We start from the raw sequence: 981 nt of genomic DNA, 5'->3' as shown, positions 1-981 counted from the left end.
AAATAATTAGTAAATTAAAGTATTGAAATTCAATTTTATAACTAAATATTTCGCTTATGATTTCTGCTATTAAAATTACTCAAATTTTTTGTTCTATAGATGATTTTTGTTTAGAATTTGTTCCTTTTTGGCAAAAAAGCTTATTGTCTAATGGTAAAAAGCGTATTAGAGCATCAAAAATGAGCCTTTCTGAGGTAATGACTATTCAAGTATTGTTTCATCTATCTGGTTATAAAACATTCAAGGATTTTTATATAGGATATGTCTCAAAACATCTAAACAACTACTTTCCAAACTTAGTATCTTATAATCGTATGGTAGAACTTAAAGGACAAAGCTTTATGCCTTTGGCTATTTATTTAAAAGTCTGCGGACTGGCTAATTGTACTGGGATTTCTTTTATAGATTCTTCACCACTTAGAGTTTGTGATAGGCGACGTATTAATCAGCACAAAGTATTTAAAGGTTTAGCTCAAAGAGGACAATGTTCTTTAGGATGGTTTTACGGATTTAAACTTCATATTATAACTAATGATCAAGGTGGTATCATAGATTTTATGATTACCAAAGGTAATGTAGATGATAGAAATCCTTTACGCTTTAAAGCTTTTATCAAGAAGCTTTTTGGCAAACTCTTTGGAGATAAAGGTTATATCTCTAAAGACTTGTTTACAGAACTATTTGCTAGTGGTGTTCACTTGGTAACAAAACTTAGAAAAAATATGAAAACCAAACTTCTAACACCTATGGCGGATGCCTATCATTTAAGAAAAAGAGCTATTATTGAAACTATTTTTGACCAATTAAAAAATATTTGCCAAGTAGAACACTCAAGACACAGAAGTGTAGCAAACTATTTCAATAACATCTTTACTGCATTAATAGCTTATAATTTTAAAGACAAAAAACCTTCTCTTAAAAATAATTTTGTGGATACTAAGCAACTTTATTTATCTTTTTAGTTATATCGAACTCACGTTA

Annotated in this window: 1 protein-coding gene; it reads left to right on the top strand. The window is 28.7% G+C overall.

The window, feature by feature from the left end:
* Window positions 1-68 precede the first annotated feature (68 nt).
* Window positions 69-962, top strand: coding sequence for an IS982 family transposase (locus tag HGB55_RS15210; protein WP_168817936.1), 894 nt, complete (start codon window positions 69-71; stop codon window positions 960-962).
* Window positions 963-981: the final 19 nt, after the last annotated feature.

The organism is Lutibacter sp. B1 (assembly GCF_012524075.1).
In the GTDB taxonomy this organism is placed as follows: domain Bacteria; phylum Bacteroidota; class Bacteroidia; order Flavobacteriales; family Flavobacteriaceae; genus Lutibacter.
The sequence above is the reverse complement of the archived record's forward strand: the minus strand, read 5'-3'. Positions and strand labels throughout refer to the sequence as shown.